Here is an 18,970-nt window from a genome sequence, read left to right on the forward strand (position 1 = left end):
ATTCAATCAAGTCAGATTCGTGGAGGGGGGTAATCGGGCGCAGAAGCGCGACTGAGCAGAGGTGAGGTAATGTTCGACAAATACACAGGGCCGTCGGAAAATGGCTTAACAACATGCGAAGGCGCATCGCTCCCCACCCAAACAGCAGAAACCGCATTCATTGCCAGCAAGCAATCAACCGACATGTTCTCACACGGGGCGTCAGTATCATCGCCATGGTGATGAGCGGCCTCACCTTTTTCCGAGTGGTGCATCATCTGAGCGCAATCAGAAGCCAGCATCGGCTCTGTCTGAGGCATCGCAGCTGCTGTCGCTGACCCTTGGAAGATCAAGCCAAAACAGAGGAACAACGTCAGAAAGGTTCGATACAAAGCCATGCTTGGTCTTTACGCTAAATGCTAAGCTCTGGTTTCACAAGCCGCCCTGTCTCTTCTCTGCAAGAAAGGAGGCAGGGACCGCCTGCAGCGATCTCATGAGAGCCTGTCGCTAACGCGACATCAGGCCGCGCGATCATGATCAGCGCTCGCGGTTTCATGCACCTTCCGTCCCGCAAGTAGTATAGCCCCAGAAACCAAACTCATCAGAAGCACGAGGCGCGACGACGATCATTTCCTGCATACGGAGCCCAGCTGTGCCTTCATCATCCAGCAAGCGGGTGGTCACCCGAAGCTCGCCATTCGAATAGTTCCCTTGTTCATCTCTGGAGACCGGGATGAGCCGACCGTTGATCTTGATCGCTCCTTGCCCTTCGCTGTCATACACGAATGAGGGATAGGCGACCTCGGTGAGCCGGAATTGGCAATCGCCTTCTGCATCGAGGGCTGCCAGATCGGCATCAGTCATGGTTTCAGGAAGCATCAGCCCAGGGCTGAGATTGGCAAGCGCGGTGCTTGCATCTTCAATGGGAGCTGCTTGCACGGGCGGATCGAGATGTGCCTCGCGGTCGTTGCCGGGGGCGGTGTTTGTGTTGCACGCAGCGAGGCCAAGGGTCGCCAGGGTTAGGATAGCGGCGCTTCTCATTGCTGGATCTCCTCAGGCAAACGTTCTTCGGTCCGCGGACCGTTTTGTTCGATGTCGTCGATAAGGTATTTCATCTCAGCGATCTCCCGGCGCTGCGCGACGATGATCGCTTTCGCGAGTTCGCGCACACGGGGATCTTTGAGGCTTGCTCGCTCGCTGGTCATGATCGCGATGGAGTGGTGCGGGATCATGGCCGCCATGTATTCCGTGTCGTCGACCGTCGTCTGACTGCGAACAAGCCAGAGAGCGAGTGCCATGGTGAGCGCGCCGACGCCAACGATGATGAAGTTCTTGGTGCGATCCTTGTACATGCCCCACATGAAGAGGAGCATGACGATCATCATCATGCCGCCCATCACGAACGTCATCCAAAAGCGCGTTTCGCTCCAGAACAGATCGTCGGCGTCAAAGGTGTTCGAATACATCAGGAAAAACATGATCGCGGTCGATGTCGCGACCATGGCCATGAAACGCCAGTAATTGCCTCCTCCACCCTCGTGAGAGGAGTGCGATTTATCGGTCATTGTGTTTCTCCTTGTGTCATCATCTTCCAGAACAATTGGGCCGAGCAGCTAATCAAGGCGAAGCCTGTCAGGGCCTCGATTCCAGCGATCACCCTCAGGTGATCGGTGGGATAAATGTCTCCCAATCCGAGCGTGGTCACGTTGATGAGGGAGAAATAGAAGTAGTCCATCCAGGTCATGGCGTCCGGTGTGTCGAAGCTACCCAGCCCCCACGCGGTGCCGAACCAGAACCCAAAACCGAACAAGGCCGCAACCAGGAGGTGCGAGAACAGCACCATGAGCGAAACCGCCATCTTCGCAGAGAGATCGGTTCGCCTATCGACAAGTCTGTGCGCGGCACCAAGCGTCGTTAAGTGTGAGGCAATCGCCAACAAGAAGAGGGCAACCGAGAGAAGCAGGGCGCCAATCATGCAAAGGCCTTGAAGCCCATCCAAAGGCCCATACCAATCATGAACAGGTTCTCGGTCAGCGAGACGAAACCGAGCGGCACGTTGCTCCCGCCACCAACACAGGCACATTTCAATTCACGTTTATCGATATAGACAGCCTTGAAGACACTCACTGCGCCGACCGTCCCGATGAAGAGCGCGAGCGGTGCCGAAAGCCACGTCAAGGCGCCCGCAGTCATCAAAATTCCGGCGGCTGCCTCGCCGAAGGGATAGATAAAGGAATAGGGCACCCACCTTTGGGCGAGCAGGTCGTAGTTCAGGAACATCGTGGAGAAGCTGCGAACATCCTGCAGCTTTTGAAGCGCGAGCAGCGTCATAGAAAGGCTGACGAACCACTCGGCTGCACGGACAGTGAAAGGCGTTTCGAAGAACGACCAGCTTAGGCCAAGCCCCAGCAGCAGTGCGACCGCAAAAATCGCCACTACAGGCTGATAACTTGTCTCGCCTTCTTCGGGCTGCGAGCGGCTTTTCCCGAAGTGTTCGCGCACGTCGTCATAGCCGCCGATCCGATCTCCGTTGATGAAGGTTTGCGGTGTGGTTTCGACCTGATGCTTTTCCTTGAAAGCATCGGTCTCGTCCCTGCTCGTCAAGTGATGGTCTTCGACTTCGAAGCCCTGGCGCTTGAGAAGATCGACCGTCTTGATTCCATAGGGACAGGTGTGATCGTCCATCACCATCCGGTAAACTTTTGCAGTTTTCGTGGTCATTTAGGCCTCGTTTCATTCATTCCGACGTTGTGGATTCTTACCCAAACCGTCCGAAGAAGTTTCAAAATTGATGAAACTTTCCTCATGGTCTCGGCCGCGGTTGAGTGGCCGCCACCTTTCCTCAACAGAGATATTGGGTTAGGAATCTTGCGCCTGCGACGATCTACGCGCGAGGTAGAACCACTCGGCGATGAACACAGCGCCAATTCCAAGAACGGCATAGAGGACGATCGCCGGATCGCTTTTCAGTTTGACCCATGTGAATGCGCTTAAAACCACCGCGTCTGCTGCGAGCGCGGCCAACAGAATGGATGCGCGCGCGCCGATTTCCTCACGCAGGTTTCGAAACACCCCCCAGTGCACGAGCATGTCCATTACAAGGTAGAAGAAGGCGCCCAAGGCGGCGATGCGAGAGAGGTCGAAGAGCACCGCAAGAGCGCCTGCAGCGACCACCGTATAGACAAGCATATGGCTGCGTATGCCGCCACTCATTCCGAAATGGCTATGCGGGATCATCTCCATCTCGGTCAACATGGTCAGCATTCGTGACACGGCGAAAACGCTGGCGATGACACCAGAAGCCGTAGCGGTGATCGCGATTGCGACGGTGAAGTAAAAGCCGAGGTCTCCCAACGCGGGTTCTGCAGCAGCAGCGAGCGAATAGTCACGCGCCTCCACGATCTGGGCGATCGAGAGACTTGAGCCTACAGCAACCGCGACCAGCAAATAGACAACGACGCAAACCGCGATCGAAATCATTATCGTGCGGCCGACATTGCGGTGGGGATCGACAATCTCGCCCCCGCTATTGGTTATCGTGGTGAACCCCTTAAACGCCAGGATCGAGAACGCTACCGAAGCTAACAGAGCCTCGCCGCTAGACGTCGTGGCAGGTTCGCTGAACGCGCCCGAGGCAAAGCCGCTGACCCAGATTGCAGCTATAGCAAACACGGCGATCCCGCCGATCTTGATAGCTGACATGACCAAGGAGAACCCGCTGACGGATCGATTTCCAGCGGCGTTCACAAGGTAGGCGAAGACGATCAGCCCCAGCGCCAGGACTGAAACCAGCAAACCGTTTTGTTCCAACTCGAACGGCCGCAGAGCATAAGTGGCGAAAGTGCGAGCGACGAGGCTTTCGTTGATAACCATCGACAGCGCCATCAGGAGCGAGGCCGATGCGGCAACAACGCCGGGGCCGTACGCCTTTTGGAGGATCATCGCGATGCCGCCGGATGAAGGCCAGCGGTTCGACATCTTGATGTAGCTGTATGCGGCAAGCGACGTGACAAGCGCGCCGGCGATGAATGATAGAGGGAAGAGCGGCCCGGCCAGTTCCGCGATCTGGCCCGTCAGGGCAAAGATACCGGCGCCAATCATCACGCCCGTGCCCATCGCGACACCGCCAAGAAGGCTTATTGAGCCAGTGCCGCTCGTCTGGTCGTCGTGCTCGTGCGTTTGCAAAACAGTCCCCGTGATTCGCCTCAAGGCGGGCGAAGGTTTCAAGACCCGGTACGAATATTTCGATCGCATCCCTCAAGAAATTTTCGAGCAATCAATATCTTCTGGATAAAGACTCGCTTATCAGGGCTGGATATTCACCACATTGGCCACAGGTGTGACTGCGCAATGCTGCCCCATGCTGGTCAGAGCTTTGCGCCGCGCAGGCGAAGCGAATTGACCACCACTGAGATCGAGGATGCGCTCATCGCAAAGGCCGCGAACATCGGGCTGATCAGGATGCCAAAGAAAGGATAGAGCAAACCTGCGGCGATCGGCACGCCTAAAGCATTATAAATCAATGCAAAGAACAGGTTTTGGCGAATGTTCCGCATCGTAACCTGCGCGAGCCTGCGCGCGCGCACAATGCCGTCGAGATTGCCCCTCACCAGGGTAATACCCGCACTCTCGATCGCAACATCGGCTCCGGTGCCCATCGCGATGCCGACATCGGCTTGCGCAAGCGCCGGCGCGTCGTTGACCCCGTCTCCTGCCATCGCAACCTTGGTGCCTTTCATTTGCAAATCGCGGATGAGCTTGGCCTTATCCTCGGGCAATACGCCTGCTCTTACCTCATCGATACCGAGACGGGCCGCGACCGCTTGTGCGGTGCGTTCATTGTCGCCTGTAGCCATGATGATCGTGAGACCGAGTTCATGAAGCGAACGGATCGCATCCGGGGTTGATTCCTTGATCGGATCGGCAACGGCAACGAGCCCTGCGATCTGGCCGCCAACGACCACGAACATCACGGTTTCACCGTCATCGCGCCGGACATTGGCTTGTTCGCTCAGCGATCTGCCATCAAGGCCCATATCGGTGATGAGTGCGAGGTTGCCGAGCGCAACCGATTTGTCGGCCACGCGGCCAATCACGCCCTTGCCGGTAATCGCTTCGAAATCCTCCGCGCTTGCAAGCTCGAGACCGCGCTCTTCGGCTCCGCGGACGATCGCTTCTGCAAGCGGATGCTCGGACCCGCGTTCGAGCGAGGCCGCCAAGCGCAACAGCTCCGTTTGTTCAAACCCTGGCTCGGCGGTGACAGCAACCAGTCTGGGCTTTCCTTCGGTGAGCGTGCCGGTCTTGTCGACAATCAGCGTGTCGATGGTTTCGAAGCGCTCGAGCGCTTCGGCGTTCTTGATGAGCACTCCGACCTGAGCGCCTCGGCCGGTTGCAGTCATGATCGACATCGGTGTTGCAAGACCAAGAGCGCACGGGCAGGCAATGATCAGAACGGCAACAGCTGCTACCAGCGCGTAGGCCAAGGCAGGCTGCGGTCCCCAGACAGCCCAAGCGATGAAGGCGAGGTTGGCAATCGCAATGACTGCCGGAACGAACAGTCCAGCGACCTTATCGGCGTATTTCTGAATTGGTGCGCGCGAGCGCTGAGCGGCGGCGACCATATCGACGATCTGTGCAAGCATCGTATCGGAGCCGACGCGCTTAGCCTCGATCACGAGACTGCCCGTACCATTGATTGTTGCACCTGTGACGCCGTCCCCTTCGACTTTCTCCACCGGAACGGGCTCGCCGGTAATCATGCTTTCATCGATTGATGAGCGCCCCTTGAGAACCACGCCATCGACCGGGACTTTGTCGCCCGGTCTCACTCTGATCCTGTCGCCGACAACGACCTCTTCGAGCGGGATTTCATCCTCGGTGCCATTGTCCCTGATCACACGGGCTGTCTTAGCAGCGAGATCGAGCAGCGCACGAATGGCTTTGCCGGTGCCTTCACGGGCACGCAGCTCCATCACCTGGCCTAGCAGGACCAGAGTTACGATGACCGCTGCCGCTTCGAAATAGACACCCACGTGGCCTTCGGCATCGCGAAAGCCGTCGGGAAAAATATCGGGAGCAACAATCGCTGCAACACTGAATATCCAAGCCGCGCTGACGCCCATCGCGATGAGCGAGAACATGTTGAGGTTCCAAGTCCTGAACGAGTTCCAACCCCGTTCAAGAAACGGCCATCCGCACCACAGAACAACAGGGGTTCCCAAGACGAATTCGGTCCACAAGGTGGCGCGCTCGCCCAGAATGTCGCGCACTCCTGGCCAGCCCAGAAATGGCCCCATTGTGAGCACCAGCAGTGGGAGTGTGAGCACCGCGCCGATCCAGAACCTTCTGGTAAAGTCGACGAGTTCGGGGTTGGGGCCCTCTTCGACCATAGCGGCCGATTCAAGTTCGAGCCCCATGCCGCAAAGCGGACACGAACCCATTTTGGGTTGGCGAACCTGGGGGTGCATCGGGCAGGTGTAAACCGGGCCTTCATAGTCCGCTGGAACGGCGTCGTATCGTCCGTCGTCAGCTGCCGCGGTGTCACCATGTTGATGCGCGCAATGAGCGTGGTCCATTATCGGCTCCGTTCGTTCATATGATGCTACCGAGCTTGCGGATAGCGAGATGCAATCAGTGCTATCGGTTGCGAGCTCGGAAGAAGCGGTAGAGCGGCACGGCCAGCCCCGCGATGTACCAACCGTAAAGAAAGCTGCCGATCGCCCCGGCGATGAAACCGGTCAGCGTGAGCCATTCAAACCCAGGGAGCCACGGCGCCCAGGCCTCGTGCATGCGGAATTGCGCAGGGGCGAGCAACCCAAAACCAATGCAGATGAGGTAGCTGGCGAGAAGGAAGACGCTCAGCGTCCATCCCCAAGTCATGATCGAGGCTCTCAAAGGCGTATCAGACATTATAAGCTCCAATTGAAATATACTATAGGGGGGTATAGTATTTGCGATGCAGGATTGCAAGCGTCTAGGATTTGGGGGATTGGTCTCGGCCAACGGAGAAACGACCATGAGCGACAAAAAAAGCAGCAAATTTGCGAACACCATAACCCGCATGCGACGTGTCGAAGGGCAGGCTCGCGGTATTGTCAAAATGATGGAGGAAGACCGCTATTGTGTGGATATTCTCCAGCAGATCATCGCGCTCGAAGCGGCGGCGCGGCAGGCGCGTATCAAGGTCCTCGACATTCACGCCCGACATTGCATCGAAGAAGCGATCGCTTCGGACGATAAGGCCGATCAGTCGGAGAAAGTCGCCGAACTTGTCGCATTGGTCGAAAAGATGGCCAAATAGATATCGGTTACGCCGCCAAGGCATGGGGATTTGGAGGGGAAGGACCCTGGCGGCGTTTCGCATCAGTGATGATCGTGACCCGCTCGCGGCTTGTCCTCCTCCGCCGTCTCTCGTGCTCGTCATTTTTATCGCCGTAAGATATCTCGTCGTGTTTCTCCGATAGGGTTTGAGTTTCAGGGGTAGGATGCGAACACGCTTTGGCCGCTAGGTCCAAAGGCGATCACATCGAATGGCTGAATCCGGTTTTCGAATTCCATGCCGGGCGAGCCGACGGGCATGCCGGGAACGGCCAGCCCGGTGACGCCCTCCGGCCGTTCGCGCAGCAATCGTTCGATCGCATCTGCCGGTACATGGCCCTCGATCATGTAGCCCTCGATTTCCATCGTGTGGCACGACCAGAGCTCTTGCGGCACGCCGCGCTCGGTTTTGATCCGTGCCATTTCGGTCGTATCGACCGAGGTCACCTCGGCATCCGTTTTGTGCTCGACGTGATCAGCCCATTTCAGGCAACAACCGCAATTGGGATCGCGGAACATCGTGTAGGTCGCAGCCTGGGCAGCGTTTGAGCAGGCTGCCAGCAACAACAATGCGGATGCCACAAGCGACCTTTTAGGTAGGACCAAAAACCGGATTTTCATGAGTCGGGGACCTTCTTGGTGTATCCGCGCCAAAGCGAAATCGCCCCGGTTGCGGTGGGAAAAACTCGCAGGCGTTCAGCGTCCTCGAAGATTTCTTGCAGATGTTCTTCGATGAGCCCGTCCGCATTGGGCTGGGTATCCTCGATCCCGTCGAGCTGTTGGACGGTCATTCTGAAAAGCCGACGCATCAGCGGCGGTTCCTGACGCATATAGTCGGCGATCAACACCATGCCGCCAGGCGTTAGCAACGCCGAGATTTGTTCGAGGATTGCGCGCTTCTGCTCAGGGGAGACTTGGTGAAGAACGAGGCTGCTTATGATCTTGTTCGGTTGCCAACCCCGACCGAGGTCGAGGGTGTCAAGAAAGCCATTGTGCCACTGGATCATGTGAGAGACGCTGCCGCATTTGCGCTCGGCGATTGCTAAGACGTCAGGGTCTGGTTCGACACCGAGGTATTCAGCAGGCGGGCAGCTCGACATCATCTGACGCAGAAGGGTGCCGGTTCCGCTGCCGACATCGATCACCTTGTCGAAGGGCTTGAGGTCGGCGGCGCGGACCGCGGCGTCGCGCCAGACATGCTCGCGGGTCAACAGCGCGATCGCTGCATCGTATACCGGCGTGAGCCAAACCTTGCCCAGGGCCGGAGTGAAACTGCGATCTCCCCTTGGCAGGCTCGTATCACGCATCACATGACCCCCATATGGTTGGGGCCATGAACCATTTCGCCGCCGTAATAGCCTTGGACGATGAGCGCGCCGGCGATGATGGCCAGCACCAGTCTGAGCCACCAACGGTTTTTGCCCGGTGAACTCAGCCACCAGGCTAACAGACCGGCGGCCGCAATCGCAGTGCCATTCCAACGATGGATGGCCAACGTCTCGGATCGGTCAGAAAGTCGCCAGCCCGCTGCGAACCAGCCAAAAGCGGCGGTGCCAAGTCCGCCAATTGCACCTGCGGCCACCAGAAAACGAACCGTGGTTTGAAGGCCCAGGCTGGGCCTGAGGATCAGGCCGAACTCCGTGAGCGCAGCGACCAGAAAGAGCGCGATCGGGAAATGGGCTGCAATCGGATGCAGTCTGGCCAATAGATCACTGAACGAGGTAAGGCGGTTCTCCTCGATCTTTTGTTGCATCATCTGGTCGGCCGACATGCTGTGTTCGGCGCTCGCACTATGGCTGTGTGCAATTGCTCCACCAGTGCCGTGATTGGTTTTTGCATCAGTGGAGCTGGCTTCCATCATCACCATCTCTTCATCGGACATGTTTGATTTATGACCTTCGTGCGCGCCGAGAGGCGCTGCCAAAAAGGTCGCGATCAGAAGAGCAAGGAAGGTCAGATGTCGCCGGGTTTGCATAACCTTGATACGCAGTCGCTGAGCCTAGCCCTCAAATTTCTTTAAGGGCTTGCGCGAAGTTCAGCGTATAGCTGTGTGTATCGCTACAAAGAGTATAACATGACCAAGCACCCTTCTTTCGATGCCGCGCTGGCATCGCTGGCTCAGCAAACCGGTTCGAGCGACCCCCATCAGCTCATGGATGGGGTGTGGCACCGGGCTGGAGAGTTGGGCGTAATCGCTGAGAGGCGCCGGCGCGCAGCGCTTTTCTCCGGATTGTTCGTCGTCGGTCTGGGCGCAGGGTTCGGAGCGAGTGAGGTCCCGCGCAACCTCGATGCTTCGGCAAAGCTTGCTGTCGCCAGTTTTGATTCCGGCGAAAGGCTGTCTCCGGCAGCCCTTCTGGAAGGCGGGCGCTAGAATTGAAGACGCAGCATATACTCTTCGCCATCCTGCTTGCAGCGCTCGCTGGTTGCCTCGGTGCCTTTGCATCGGATTATTGGCGCGACGGGGAACCAAGCGGCGGATTGCACCAGTTCGTTCATGATGAGCTAGAGCTCAGCCCCGAGCAAAACTCACGGCTTGAAGCCTTGGAAAGCCGCTATGCCGTAGAAAAATCAGAACTGGAAGCCTCGCTGCGCGCGGCCAATGCCCGGCTCGCAAGGGCAATGGAGGCCGAACACGAATACGGCCCCGAAGTGAGCGCCGCGATCGATGACGTCCACGAGAAGATGGGCGCACTCCAGAAAGCGACCGTGCGCCATGTCTTCGATATGCGCGAACTGCTCGACCCGGACCAAAAGCTTTTGTTCGACCGTCAGGTCTCCGATGCTCTGACCAACGCTCCGCGCGACTGATCGACCGTGTCTTCGCACGGAAGCGACCACGAGCAGGAGTTGGTCCGGCAGTCTGTCGAGGGAAGCAGAGCCGCGTTCACTGCGCTGGTTGAGCCACATATTGGCCGACTGCTGACCCTCGCGACGCGTATGCTTGGAAGCCAACCACAGGGCGAAGACGCTGTCCAGGACGGCCTGGCATCGGTTTGGGTCGCGAGGCATCGCCTCGACCCTGAAAGACCAGTCGGCCCCTATCTGACTACGGTGGTCCTCAATAAGTGCCGCGACCGGCTCAGAACCAGAAAAGCGAAACGTTACTTTGGACTGGTGTCGGCAGACGATGCAGCTCTCGTCGCGGATGAAAGTCCCGATCCGGAAAACCGCGCGGCGGCCCGTCAGGAACTGAGCTTGCTTAGAGCCGAAATCGAACGGCTCCCGGTCCGGCTGCGCGAAGCCCTTGTGCTGGTGAGTATCGATGGGCGCAGCCAGGCAGAAGCCGCAAGTTTGCTAGGCGTGAGCGAGAAAGCGATCGAGACCCGCGTCTACCGGGCAAGGCAGCGCCTGCGCGAAAAATTCGAGAAGTTCTGAGGGATTAGGTCCTTCCGTTCGTAACGGAAGGAAACCCCTCAGGAGCCTTTTTAGGATGACAATCGTAAATCGCAGAAAATTCCTCGGCACAAGCGCTGGCGGCTTGGGCTTGCTTGGTCTCAGCGGCGCCATGCCCGCTTGGGCGCGCGGCGCGGATATCTCGGCGGGAAATGCCCGCAAAGGGCTGGACGAAGTGTCCGGGCCGAATATCGACCTCACCGTTGCGCGGTCGGCCTTCGCGACGGGTAACAGGCGCGGCGGTGCCATTGCCGTCAACGGCACTATCCCCGGCCCGCTGTTGCGCTTGCAGGAAGGTACGACAGTCCGGCTCAATGTGCACAACCAACTCCAGGAAGATACCTCGATCCACTGGCATGGCCTGCTCGTGCCGTTTCAGCTAGATGGCGTGCCGGGCGTGAGCTTCCCCGGCGTCAAGCCGGGAGAAACCTTCACCGCAGAATTCCCGGTTCGTCAGGCGGGCACCTATTGGTGGCACTCGCATAGCGGCCTGCAGGAACAGGCCGGACACTACGGCGCGATCGTGGTCGATCCGGAAGGGCCCGATCCGGTTCAGGCTGACCGCGAATATATCGTGGTTCTGAGCGAGTTCAGCGCCATGTCCCCGCACACGATTTTCGACAAACTGAAGAAGGGCGAAGGCTACTTCAACTACAATCAGAACACCTGGACCGACGACTACCCGCTTTCGGGTGAGGATCGCCGGATGTGGGCGAAAATGCGCATGATGCCGACCGACATCCTCGATGTGTCGAGCGCGGCTTACACCTACCTTCTCAACGGTCATGGCCCGCTCGACAATCTGGAATACCTTTTCCGGCCTGGCGAACGCGTGCGGCTGCGCTTCATCAATGCCGGCGCCATGACCTTCTTCAACATCCGTATTCCCGGCCTGCCGATGACTGTCGTGCAGGCGGACGGGAAGGATGTCGAACCGGTCGAGGTCGACGAGTTCCAGATTGGCGTTGCCGAGACATATGATGTCGTCGTTACGCCGGGCGAACAACAAGCTTACACACTGGTGGCGGAATCCATGGACCGCTCGGGCATGGGGATCGGCACGCTTGCGAGCGCACCCGGTGCGCGCGCCGCAATTCCGCCCCTGCGCGATCCGCCGCTCTTGACCATGGCAGACATGGGAATGAGCGGTATGGATCACGGCTCGGGCGGCGATGCCGGCATGTCGGGAATGGACCACGGCAATGGCGGCGACATGGCGGGGATGGATCACGGTTCCTCCGGCGATACCGAAATGGTTGGCATGGCCGGCATGTCGGGCATGAAAATGCGCGATACCTCGCGCTTGCCGCCCGATGTGAAGGTGGGGCCGGGTCTCGACATGGTGTCGATGAATCCGGTCGACCGAATGGGCGATCCCGGCATCGGTCTTGCCGATGTTCCCCATCGAACGCTCGACTACCGCAAGCTTCGCGCACTGGTGCCGAACAAGGATCCGCGAACTCCTTCACGGCGGATGGAAATACACCTCACCGGCAACATGGAGCGCTACATGTGGTCGTTCGACGGCAAGAAGTTCTCCGCCGTCTCCGACGAACCGATCCGCTTTGCCTATAACGAGCGCGTGCGCGTGAAGCTAATCAACGATACGATGATGGCGCACCCCATCCACCTCCACGGCCATTTTTTCGAATTGGTCAATGGCGCGCCTGGAGACCGCCAACCGCTCAAACACACGGTTGTCGTGCAGCCGGGCGGCAACGCGCAGTTCGACCTGACGGCGGACGAGACGGGCGACTGGGCTTTCCACTGTCACCTACTCTACCACATGCATGCCGGTATGTTTCAAATCGTTACCGTTGCCAACCCAGATGGGAGCACAGCATGAAGACTCCTGTCTTTAGCTCGCTCGCCTCGGTTGCGGCCGTTTCAGTTGTTGCGGTGCCCGCCGCGGCGCAGGATCACAATCATTCAGCAATGGCGCAGCAGAAGGGTGCCGGGCCGCAGGCCGCTGCCAAGACAAAGTGCGAGCAAGAAGCCGAGCCCCATCGCGCGATGGGGCATCAGGTAGCCGAAGATGCATGCGGACCCGCTGCCCAGCCTGAAGCTGCCACGGACCACCCTAGCATAGATCATTCTACCATGGATCATGGTTCGATGACCGCTCAGGATGATCAGTCGAGCATGACGATGCCGATGGATGCTGCCGGTCCAAGTTCGTCCTCCGCGGGCCACGCGGAAATGGATCACGGCTCGATGCCGCAGGCGGACGCCGATAGCTCGTCGATGGATCACGGGCAGATGGATCATAGCCGGATGAACCATGGGCAGACGGGCACGCAGGACATGCAGGGCATGGACCACTCGGCGATGCAGATGGGCTCGGACGATGATATCCGGTTGCTGCCGCCTCCTCCCGAGGCAGGTAGCGGCCCCGCGCGTGCGGCAGCTTCTATCTGGGGCGAGGACGCCATGGACGAAGCGCGGCGCGAACTCATCCGCGAGACCGATGGTGGCATCCAATTCTGGTTCCAGGGCGACCGGCTAGAATTCCGCGCCCGCGAAGGGGGCGACGGTTATCTTTGGGATGTTCAGGGCTATTATGGCGGCGATATCGACAAGTTCTGGTTCAAGTCGGAAGGCGAGGGCAGCTTCGGGGAGCCCATCGAGGGTGCCGAGGTCCAGGCGCTCTGGAGCCGCGCCATTGCACCCTTCTTCGATTTTCAGGCCGGTGTCCGCCAGGATCTGACTGGCCCCGAGCGCACCCATGCAGTGATCGGTATCCAAGGGCTCGCGCCTTACCAGTTCGAAGTCGATGCCGCAGTTTTCGTCTCCACCAAAGGCGATGTGACCGCACGGATCGAGGCTGAACTCGACCAGCGCATCACGCAGCGACTGATCCTCCAACCGAGAGCCGAACTCGCGCTTTCTGCGCAGGACATTTCGGAGCTGGGCATCGGTGCCGGTCTCGACCGGATCGAGGCGGGCCTGCGTCTGCGATACGAGTTCGCACGTGAGTTCGCACCCTATGTCGGCGTTTCGCAGGAATGGCGCATCGGCGGCAGCGCGGATTTTGCGCGGGCCGTCGGAGAGGATCCAAGCGTCACCAATTATGTCGTCGGCGTAAGGTTCTGGTTCTGAATGTATAGAGAAGGAATACAAGAAAAATGAACAAGGCTGTCACACGGATCGTATCGACCGCGCTCGCACTTGCGCTGATGCCAACGGCTGCATCGGCGCAGCAGATGGATCATTCATCCCATGCAGGCCACCCGATGCAAGCCATGGACGCTTCTGTCGACGATGTTGCGGGAGCGGAAGATGTGCTGAAGGCCTATCGCACTGCCCTGGAAGCACGCGATGCCGACGCGATGTCCGCGCTCTTCGCGGAATCGTCCGCAATTTTCGAAAACGGCAAGGCAGAGGGTAGCTTCGCAAACTATATGGAGCATCATCTCGGCCCCGAGCTTCATGCGATCAAGAGCTTCACCTTTTCCGATCCGACGCTGACCGTGACGCGTATGGGGCATATGGCTTATGGCTATGAAACTTACGGGTATCGGATCGAGCTGGAGGATGGGCGCGTATTCGAGCGTGATGGTGTTGCGACATCGGTACTCTCGCACGATGCTTCGGGCTGGAAAATTGTGCAGTACCATTCGTCATCGCGAGCACCGCGGAACTGAAAGTAAAAGCTGGGAGGGTAGCGAAGCTTGGTGACGCGTTCGGTAAAGCTGCGCCTGCATGTGCTGGGCAGCAAGATTCACAAGTGGCTGGCGATTTTGGTCGGTCTTCAGGTTCTATTGTGGATGGGAACCGGTGCCTTGATGTCGTTTCTCGATATCAAGGAGGTTCGCTCCGAGCACGTCGTTTCGCGTGAACCACAAGCGCTGTCTGCCGACGCCCCGCTCCCTGCCTGGGTCGCAAACAAGGGCAACCTTGCTGCTGTGACGATGCGTTCGCTCGATGGCGAAGCGGTAACAGAGATCCAACTGATCGACGGAAGCGTTAGCCTGCACGATCCGGCGACCGGGCGAAAACTCTCGCCAATCTCGGCTGAGACAGCGAAATCGGTTGCCCTGCGCGCCTGGACTGGACCTCGAACGACGATCGAGTCCGCGCGACTTGTTGACGAGCCAGTGGGGACAGAATTTCGCGGACCTTTTCCGGCCTGGCAGGTCACATACGGGGACGAGGCTTCCACACGCATCTATGTCGATGCTTCGAGTGGTACAGTCGGGGCGGCACGCAGCGATACCTGGCGCCTGTTCGATTTCATCTGGGGCTTGCACATCATGGATTGGACCCAGCGTGACCGCATCAACAGCTGGTGGCTGCTCCTGTTTGGTATAGGCGGCACGGTCATGGCCCTGTCGGGCTTTGTTCTCCTTGCAAACCGAATGCCAAGGCTGCGGGTTAGAAAGAGGTAGCCGACAAACCTGCGGCGCTCGAATGGTGGCTCAGACGGTCCTGGCTGTGGTAAAACGCACCAGAACCAGGGTCACTCCGGGAACAATCACCCACATGGCTATCGGTACGAGCGCCAAGCCTAAAACAGGGTCGATCGGCATCAATCGGCTATATCGCCACGCGAAGACACTATCGGGCGGTAACGATGTGGCGATCAGTTCTACCAACACCGCAACGGCGAGACCGAAGCCGAAATAGGTAAAATATGCAGATTTGCGCGAGCTGGCCCACCAATCAGCTCCGCCAATGAAAACGGCTAGGCGATGAGCTGCCAACAGGATGACCCCATCGCCCAGGCTGGCAATCCCACAACGGATCGTCTGTTGGTAGGAAGTCAAACTACCTGGTTCAAAGAACGGCATCTGGTAGCTTTCCCAGACAAACGAAATCAGGGAGCCGAGAATCAGGAAAAGCCAAGTCGTTCGTCCCATCGCCCATTAGCGTGTCCCGAGGGCCGTTAACCGTCAACTACAAGTTGATCGGATTGGCTACTTCGGTGCTGCCCGAGCCTGTCTTTCTTTAGATAATAGACGAACAATGGTTTGGGAGATCGCGTTTTATGCCGAACGTGTCGGATCTGCCGAGCGCTCAGAGCCCCTCGACCTTCTCGTGCCGCTCGGTGTCACATTGGCTGTGATCGCCGAGAGCTTCGATAACCTTGCAATCCGCTGCGGCCCCACCGCCGCAAGCTTTGGCGATACGCTCCAGCTCTTTTTCGAGAGATGTGAGTTGCGCGATGCGCTGTCGGACAAGCGCAAGCTGCGTTTCAGCGATCTCGTTCGCCGTAGAACAATCCATCGCTGGGGTGGTTTGAAGCTGTAGCATCTCGCGAATGGCATCCAGAGAAAAGCCCAAATGGCGAGAATGCTTAATGAAGCTGATGCGCTTTACATCATCTTCGCGGTACATTCTCTGCCCGCCGGCGCTGCGCTCGGGTTTCGTCATTAGTCCCACGCGCTCGTAGTAGCGTACCGTCGTGATCTTCACGCCGGATCGCTTCGAAAGCTCCCCAATTGATATAGATTTCATAGACTTACCATTTCTCGCTTGAAGCTACAGTCACTGTAGCTTGTATCAAGCTGCCTGTCATTACGACTCGGGAAGAAAGAACAATGTCAGGCTGCTGCGAAGAGAAAGTGTTCGATGGGCTGTCACCGGCCTACAAGCGGGCCTTGATCATAGTGATCGCGATCAATGCGACCATGTTCGTTATCGAGATGTGGGCCGGTATGGCCTCCGGCTCGCAAGCTCTGAAAGCCGATGCCCTCGACTTCGCTGGGGACGCCGCGACTTATGGCCTTAGCCTGGCTGTGATCGGCGCATCCATTCGAACCAGAGCTATGGCCTCCTTGATCAAAAGCGGCTCGCTCGCGCTTATCGCCATCACAGTTCTTGGAATGACAGCGTTGCGGTTTGCAGAAGGCGTGCCGCCCGAAGCGCAGACCATGAGCTTGGTCGCACTGCTCGCGCTCGGCGCGAATGTTGCAAGCGTCATCATCCTGCTCAAATGGCGCGACGGCGACAGCAATGTCCGCTCGGTCTGGCTGTGTTCGCGTAATGACGCGATTGGCAATGTCGCCGTGATCGTCGCGGGCCTTCTTGTCGCCGCGACCGCGAGTGCTTTGCCGGATTTGCTCGTGGCAATCATGCTGGCAGGCTTGTTCCTCCGGTCGTCCATCGCCATCGCGCGGCAGGCGATGTCTGAGCTTAGGTCTGAGCGCCTTCATCTAGAAAGAGGGGAAAGCCGATGACCATCATGGCAAAGGAACAGATCCTCTCGTTGATCGAAATCGAAAGAGCCGCTTTCGAAAAGGCAAAACAGGTAGGCAATTGTGACGCGGCGTGGAGGGCACTTGAGCGCGAGCACATCCTCGGTCAGGCATTTTTCTGGCAGCATATCCGATCGCATATTGCGATGCTCAGGTTTGCTCTCACACAAGGGGAGATCGGCGAAGCTCTCGGACAGTTCGTGCGACTGGTTCTGGCGCCGCTCGGCAATATTACGGGCAGGCTGCCTTGGGGTAACACGGGACGGTCCAACGTTAATGCCTTCACGCCGATGCCGTACCCGGATGACCTTGCAGAAATATTCTCGCTACCTGACCAGGTCCATAGGCGATAACGACATGAGCAAACTCCCAAACAACCTTGCCAGAATAGTTTCTTGCACCATGCGCGCCGAAACCCTAGTAGCGGCGCCGTAATGCGACGTCTTATCTTGCCTTTTCTTGCGTTTGTCGCGCTCCTTTTCAGCAATCTGCTGATGGTGCCCGATGTGCATGCCGAACAGGGAGAGACGTTTGCGCACGCCGCCGACCATGTCTACGCGCATGGCGCAGAGCACTTCGATGCCGACGTCCCTGATGATGATCAGACCCGGCAGGACCACGCGGGTGGCCACCATCACAATTGCAGTTTCAATTTGAGCGAAGTTGGCAACCTCGTATCAAACGCTTTCTGGCATCGAGAAACGTTGAAGCGACCGCTGCGTGTAGCATCCCTGGCGTCGCGCATGCCGTCCGTACCCAAACAGCCCCCGAAGGCCTGACCGAGACCTTTTTTGTGGCGAGCGCAATCTCGCTCGCCAGGTTTCAGTCAGGAGATACGAAATGCGGTGCATTGCACTGGCCGCGGCACTTATGGCCGCGTCCATCGGCTCGCAAACATGGGCACAAAACACGATTACGCTCGACGAAGCGCTTGAACGCGCTGGCGTTGGTACAGGCGCGGAAGACGCAGCCTCTGTCAATCCGAGGGTCTACGGGCCTTTAGCGGAGGAAGAAGCAGCGCGCGCAGCCATCACGCAGGCGCGGCTGCGACCCAATCCGGAGCTGAGCTTCGAGGCGGAGAATGTCGCGGGAACCGGAGCGTTTTCCGGTCTCCAGTCCAGCGAGTATACGCTGGGCTTCGCACAGCAGATCGAGCTTGGCGGGAAGCGCCGCGCGCGCATCGGAAGCGCGGAAGCATCGGCGAGGATTGCTGGGGTTCGCCGGGATATGTCGACCGCTGAACTCGCGCTGGCCGTGAGAGAGCGCTACATTGCGGCAGTCGCCGCTGGACAACGCGTCGAACTCGCGCGTGAAATCGTCGAGCGCAATCGCGAACTTGCGCGTATCGCAACCGTGCTGGTCGAGGTCGGGCGAGAGCCTCCTTTACGGGCCATGCGAGCCCAGGCATCGCTTGCCGAAGCGGAAGCGCAATTGCAGGCTGCCGAAGCTGACGAGATTGCTTCGAGCCAGGCCCTCACTGCGCTGTGGGTGCCCACAGAAGAACCCTGGCGTGTCGCGTCTTCTTTCCCTGACATTAGCCCACCCGTCGCTCCGAATGATGCATCTGATCCGCTGCCGTTGCGGTTGGCCGGTGCTCGCACCGAACTCGCGCAGGCTGAGATCGCTCGCGAACGATCGCTTCGTGTGCCGGACCCGAGTGTCATGGCAGGAGTGCGGCGCTTCGAAGGCAGCAACGACCAGGCCTTTATTGTCGGCGTTACGATCCCGCTTCCTTTCGGCAACCGCAATCAAGGCAATATCGCTGCCGCCGAAGCGCAGGCGCGTGCTGCGCAGGCACAGGAAGCGATTGTCGAAGCCGATTATCGACTGGAATTCGAGCGCACCCTGACGCTTTATCGTTCTGCCGAGACAAGGGTTGAAACCTTGTCACGCGCGAGCCTTCCGCAAGCCGAGGAAGCGCTTCGACTGGTCGAGATTGGATACCGCAATGGGCGGTTTCCACTGATCGAAGTTCTGGCCGCCGCCGAAGCGCGGGATGCCATCCGTGAAAACTTGATACAGGCAGAAGAGACGCGAGGCGTACTTGCCGCCCGCCTCATCTGGCTCACTGCAGAGTGAGGTCC

The 18,970-nt window shown here is 58.5% G+C and carries 24 protein-coding genes; 11 read left to right on the top strand and 13 right to left on the bottom strand.

Annotated elements, in window-relative coordinates:
- Positions 1-531 precede the first annotated feature (531 nt).
- From INR77_RS06155 to INR77_RS06185, 7 genes are all read right to left on the bottom strand, one after another.
- Positions 532-1,020: a DUF6692 family protein gene (locus INR77_RS06155; RefSeq protein WP_034953522.1), complete on the bottom strand. Its 489-nt coding sequence runs from the start codon at positions 1,018-1,020 to the stop codon at positions 532-534.
- Positions 1,017-1,481, bottom strand: a complete 465-nt coding sequence (locus INR77_RS06160) for a DUF305 domain-containing protein (protein ID WP_370632317.1) — start codon at positions 1,479-1,481, stop codon at positions 1,017-1,019. The genes INR77_RS06155 and INR77_RS06160 overlap by 4 nt, the downstream gene beginning before the upstream one ends.
- A gap of 59 nt (positions 1,482-1,540) precedes the next feature.
- Positions 1,541-1,954, bottom strand: a complete 414-nt coding sequence (locus INR77_RS06165) for a potassium channel family protein (RefSeq protein WP_034953527.1) — start codon at positions 1,952-1,954, stop codon at positions 1,541-1,543.
- Complete coding sequence (locus tag INR77_RS06170; RefSeq protein WP_034953530.1) at positions 1,951-2,700, bottom strand: glutaredoxin; 750 nt, start codon at positions 2,698-2,700, stop codon at positions 1,951-1,953. Before INR77_RS06170 ends, INR77_RS06165 begins: the two co-directional genes overlap by 4 nt.
- Positions 2,701-2,838: 138 nt before the next feature.
- Positions 2,839-4,164 carry an APC family permease gene (locus INR77_RS06175; RefSeq protein ID WP_255574003.1) on the bottom strand — a complete coding sequence of 442 codons (1,326 nt, stop codon included), beginning with the start codon at positions 4,162-4,164 and terminating at the stop codon, positions 2,839-2,841.
- Between the two features lie 182 nt (positions 4,165-4,346).
- Positions 4,347-6,554 carry a copper-translocating P-type ATPase gene (locus tag INR77_RS06180; RefSeq protein ID WP_082831454.1) on the bottom strand — a complete coding sequence of 736 codons (2,208 nt, stop codon included), beginning with the start codon at positions 6,552-6,554 and terminating at the stop codon, positions 4,347-4,349.
- 61 nt (positions 6,555-6,615) lie between these two features.
- Positions 6,616-6,888, bottom strand: a complete 273-nt coding sequence (locus tag INR77_RS06185) for a hypothetical protein (RefSeq protein WP_034953538.1) — start codon at positions 6,886-6,888, stop codon at positions 6,616-6,618.
- Positions 6,889-6,994: 106 nt separating this feature from the next.
- Here INR77_RS06185 and INR77_RS06190 point away from each other — a divergent pair, with 106 nt between their 5' ends.
- Positions 6,995-7,279, top strand: a complete 285-nt coding sequence (locus tag INR77_RS06190; RefSeq protein WP_051699719.1) for a metal-sensitive transcriptional regulator — start codon at positions 6,995-6,997, stop codon at positions 7,277-7,279.
- Positions 7,280-7,452: 173 nt separating this feature from the next.
- Here INR77_RS06190 and INR77_RS06195 read toward each other — a convergent pair whose 3' ends face one another.
- Genes INR77_RS06195 through INR77_RS06205 form a run of 3 tightly spaced genes read right to left on the bottom strand, consistent with a single transcriptional unit; the run spans position 7,453 to position 9,271 of the window.
- Complete coding sequence (locus INR77_RS06195; protein WP_034953541.1) at positions 7,453-7,917, bottom strand: DUF411 domain-containing protein; 465 nt, start codon at positions 7,915-7,917, stop codon at positions 7,453-7,455.
- Positions 7,914-8,603, bottom strand: a complete 690-nt coding sequence (locus INR77_RS06200; RefSeq protein ID WP_034953543.1) for a class I SAM-dependent methyltransferase — start codon at positions 8,601-8,603, stop codon at positions 7,914-7,916. Before INR77_RS06200 ends, INR77_RS06195 begins: the two co-directional genes overlap by 4 nt.
- Positions 8,603-9,271 (bottom strand): DUF2231 domain-containing protein, encoded by a 669-nt coding sequence (locus tag INR77_RS06205; protein ID WP_051699721.1) that lies wholly within the window; start codon positions 9,269-9,271, stop codon positions 8,603-8,605. Before INR77_RS06205 ends, INR77_RS06200 begins: the two co-directional genes overlap by 1 nt.
- 99 nt (positions 9,272-9,370) lie before the next feature.
- On the opposite strand from INR77_RS06205, the gene INR77_RS06210 reads away from it, so the two are divergent.
- The 7 genes from INR77_RS06210 to INR77_RS06240 are packed head-to-tail and all read left to right on the top strand — an operon-like array spanning position 9,371 to position 15,077.
- Positions 9,371-9,667 carry a hypothetical protein gene (locus INR77_RS06210; protein ID WP_034953544.1) on the top strand — a complete coding sequence of 99 codons (297 nt, stop codon included), beginning with the start codon at positions 9,371-9,373 and terminating at the stop codon, positions 9,665-9,667.
- Positions 9,668-9,669: 2 nt separating this feature from the next.
- Positions 9,670-10,104 (top strand): periplasmic heavy metal sensor, encoded by a 435-nt coding sequence (locus INR77_RS06215; protein ID WP_034953545.1) that lies wholly within the window; start codon positions 9,670-9,672, stop codon positions 10,102-10,104.
- A 6-nt stretch (positions 10,105-10,110) separates the two neighbouring features.
- Positions 10,111-10,671, top strand: a complete 561-nt coding sequence (locus tag INR77_RS06220) for an RNA polymerase sigma factor (RefSeq protein WP_034953546.1) — start codon at positions 10,111-10,113, stop codon at positions 10,669-10,671.
- Positions 10,672-10,726: 55 nt separating this feature from the next.
- A complete protein-coding gene (locus INR77_RS06225; protein WP_054588490.1) occupies positions 10,727-12,535 on the top strand; it encodes a copper resistance system multicopper oxidase in 1,809 nt (602 codons plus the stop codon).
- Positions 12,532-13,788 carry a copper resistance protein B gene (locus INR77_RS06230; protein ID WP_054588489.1) on the top strand — a complete coding sequence of 419 codons (1,257 nt, stop codon included), beginning with the start codon at positions 12,532-12,534 and terminating at the stop codon, positions 13,786-13,788. The genes INR77_RS06225 and INR77_RS06230 overlap by 4 nt, the downstream gene beginning before the upstream one ends.
- A 26-nt stretch (positions 13,789-13,814) precedes the next feature.
- Entirely contained in the window at positions 13,815-14,333 is a 519-nt protein-coding gene (locus INR77_RS06235) for a nuclear transport factor 2 family protein (RefSeq protein WP_084758320.1), read from the top strand.
- Positions 14,334-14,363: 30 nt separating this feature from the next.
- On the top strand, positions 14,364-15,077 hold the full coding sequence (locus tag INR77_RS06240) for a PepSY domain-containing protein (protein WP_247271579.1): 714 nt from the start codon (positions 14,364-14,366) through the stop codon (positions 15,075-15,077).
- Positions 15,078-15,107: 30 nt separating this feature from the next.
- On the opposite strand, the gene INR77_RS06245 is transcribed toward INR77_RS06240, so the two are convergent.
- Entirely contained in the window at positions 15,108-15,548 is a 441-nt protein-coding gene (locus tag INR77_RS06245) for a hypothetical protein (protein ID WP_054588488.1), read from the bottom strand.
- 157 nt (positions 15,549-15,705) lie between these two features.
- Positions 15,706-16,146 (bottom strand): helix-turn-helix domain-containing protein, encoded by a 441-nt coding sequence (locus tag INR77_RS06250; RefSeq protein WP_034953551.1) that lies wholly within the window; start codon positions 16,144-16,146, stop codon positions 15,706-15,708.
- An 83-nt stretch (positions 16,147-16,229) separates the two neighbouring features.
- On the opposite strand from INR77_RS06250, the gene INR77_RS06255 reads away from it, so the two are divergent.
- Together INR77_RS06255 and INR77_RS06260 are read left to right on the top strand one after the other, a co-directional pair.
- Positions 16,230-16,868: a cation transporter gene (locus INR77_RS06255; RefSeq protein WP_034953552.1), complete on the top strand. Its 639-nt coding sequence runs from the start codon at positions 16,230-16,232 to the stop codon at positions 16,866-16,868.
- The gene (locus INR77_RS06260) at positions 16,865-17,239 is read left to right on the top strand and encodes a DUF3703 domain-containing protein (RefSeq protein WP_234715557.1); all 375 of its coding nucleotides are present in this window, start codon (positions 16,865-16,867) and stop codon (positions 17,237-17,239) included. Before INR77_RS06255 ends, INR77_RS06260 begins: the two co-directional genes overlap by 4 nt.
- Here the strand turns inward: INR77_RS06260 and INR77_RS06265 are convergent.
- Positions 17,213-17,524 (bottom strand): hypothetical protein, encoded by a 312-nt coding sequence (locus INR77_RS06265; protein WP_223073042.1) that lies wholly within the window; start codon positions 17,522-17,524, stop codon positions 17,213-17,215. The genes INR77_RS06260 and INR77_RS06265 overlap by 27 nt on opposite strands.
- A gap of 202 nt (positions 17,525-17,726) precedes the next feature.
- On the opposite strand from INR77_RS06265, the gene INR77_RS06270 reads away from it, so the two are divergent.
- Complete coding sequence (locus INR77_RS06270; RefSeq protein WP_034953555.1) at positions 17,727-18,965, top strand: TolC family protein; 1,239 nt, start codon at positions 17,727-17,729, stop codon at positions 18,963-18,965.
- Positions 18,966-18,970 lie beyond the last annotated feature (5 nt).

The sequence above is a fragment of the Erythrobacter sp. SCSIO 43205 genome (assembly GCF_019904235.1).
Taxonomy (GTDB): domain Bacteria; phylum Pseudomonadota; class Alphaproteobacteria; order Sphingomonadales; family Sphingomonadaceae; genus Erythrobacter.

What these genes read in the sequence shown, in the direction of transcription:
- INR77_RS06180 (WP_082831454.1), bottom strand. Translation starts at nt 6,554, where the DNA reads ATGGACCACGCTCATTGCGCGCATCAACATGGTGACACCGCGGCAGCT.
- INR77_RS06170 (WP_034953530.1), bottom strand. Translation starts at nt 2,700, where the DNA reads ATGACCACGAAAACTGCAAAAGTTTACCGGATGGTGATGGACGATCAC.
- INR77_RS06200 (WP_034953543.1), bottom strand. Translation starts at nt 8,603, where the DNA reads ATGCGTGATACGAGCCTGCCAAGGGGAGATCGCAGTTTCACTCCGGCC.
- INR77_RS06270 (WP_034953555.1), top strand. Translation starts at nt 17,727, where the DNA reads ATGCGGTGCATTGCACTGGCCGCGGCACTTATGGCCGCGTCCATCGGC.
- INR77_RS06260 (WP_234715557.1), top strand. Translation starts at nt 16,865, where the DNA reads ATGACCATCATGGCAAAGGAACAGATCCTCTCGTTGATCGAAATCGAA.
- INR77_RS06255 (WP_034953552.1), top strand. Translation starts at nt 16,230, where the DNA reads ATGTCAGGCTGCTGCGAAGAGAAAGTGTTCGATGGGCTGTCACCGGCC.
- INR77_RS06235 (WP_084758320.1), top strand. Translation starts at nt 13,815, where the DNA reads ATGAACAAGGCTGTCACACGGATCGTATCGACCGCGCTCGCACTTGCG.
- INR77_RS06230 (WP_054588489.1), top strand. Translation starts at nt 12,532, where the DNA reads ATGAAGACTCCTGTCTTTAGCTCGCTCGCCTCGGTTGCGGCCGTTTCA.
- INR77_RS06155 (WP_034953522.1), bottom strand. Translation starts at nt 1,020, where the DNA reads ATGAGAAGCGCCGCTATCCTAACCCTGGCGACCCTTGGCCTCGCTGCG.
- INR77_RS06185 (WP_034953538.1), bottom strand. Translation starts at nt 6,888, where the DNA reads ATGTCTGATACGCCTTTGAGAGCCTCGATCATGACTTGGGGATGGACG.
- INR77_RS06225 (WP_054588490.1), top strand. Translation starts at nt 10,727, where the DNA reads ATGACAATCGTAAATCGCAGAAAATTCCTCGGCACAAGCGCTGGCGGC.
- INR77_RS06205 (WP_051699721.1), bottom strand. Translation starts at nt 9,271, where the DNA reads ATGCAAACCCGGCGACATCTGACCTTCCTTGCTCTTCTGATCGCGACC.
- INR77_RS06195 (WP_034953541.1), bottom strand. Translation starts at nt 7,917, where the DNA reads ATGAAAATCCGGTTTTTGGTCCTACCTAAAAGGTCGCTTGTGGCATCC.
- INR77_RS06245 (WP_054588488.1), bottom strand. Translation starts at nt 15,548, where the DNA reads ATGGGACGAACGACTTGGCTTTTCCTGATTCTCGGCTCCCTGATTTCG.
- INR77_RS06190 (WP_051699719.1), top strand. Translation starts at nt 6,995, where the DNA reads ATGAGCGACAAAAAAAGCAGCAAATTTGCGAACACCATAACCCGCATG.
- INR77_RS06165 (WP_034953527.1), bottom strand. Translation starts at nt 1,954, where the DNA reads ATGATTGGCGCCCTGCTTCTCTCGGTTGCCCTCTTCTTGTTGGCGATT.
- INR77_RS06250 (WP_034953551.1), bottom strand. Translation starts at nt 16,146, where the DNA reads ATGAAATCTATATCAATTGGGGAGCTTTCGAAGCGATCCGGCGTGAAG.
- INR77_RS06160 (WP_370632317.1), bottom strand. Translation starts at nt 1,481, where the DNA reads ATGGTCGCGACATCGACCGCGATCATGTTTTTCCTGATGTATTCGAAC.
- INR77_RS06210 (WP_034953544.1), top strand. Translation starts at nt 9,371, where the DNA reads ATGACCAAGCACCCTTCTTTCGATGCCGCGCTGGCATCGCTGGCTCAG.